The sequence below is a fragment of the Moraxella bovoculi 237 genome (assembly GCF_000696305.2).
Taxonomy (GTDB): Bacteria; Pseudomonadota; Gammaproteobacteria; order Pseudomonadales; family Moraxellaceae; genus Moraxella; species Moraxella bovoculi.
The window spans coordinates 1-336 of the sequence record NZ_AOMT01000041.1; the positions used below are offsets into that span (position 1 = coordinate 1).

The window sequence follows — 336 nt, forward strand, 5'->3', positions numbered from 1 at the left end:
AGCACTGTAGAATTCCTGTAATAAGGGTATCGGTAGACCATGGTACAGGCTTTGACCTTGCAGGAAAAGGCGAATCGAATGAGTTAAGCCTTGTAAATTCAATTGACTATGCGACAAAGCTTGCAGTAAACAAAAATAGCGGGAGGAAATGCGATGGTAAAGCTGTTGATCATAGCAGATGACTTTACTGGTGCATTGGATACCGGAATCCAGTTTGTGAATAAGGGAATTGCCACCCAGGTATTTACAAAAATGCCGGAAGCTATCGGGGATATAGATGAGACAACAGAGGTTCTGGTTATAGATTCTGAGACCAGACCAATGCCTGCAGCTAAG

2 protein-coding genes are annotated in these 336 nt (G+C 43.2%); both read left to right on the forward strand.

Annotated features, from left to right (window positions below):
- Positions 1-182: 4-hydroxythreonine-4-phosphate dehydrogenase PdxA (locus MBO_RS08955; protein WP_187648949.1), on the forward strand; the 182-nt coding region annotated here is incomplete at its 5' end.
- A partial coding sequence (locus MBO_RS08960; RefSeq protein WP_036366894.1) for a four-carbon acid sugar kinase family protein occupies positions 154-336 on the forward strand: 183 nt, incomplete at its 3' end. The genes MBO_RS08955 and MBO_RS08960, both read left to right, overlap by 29 nt.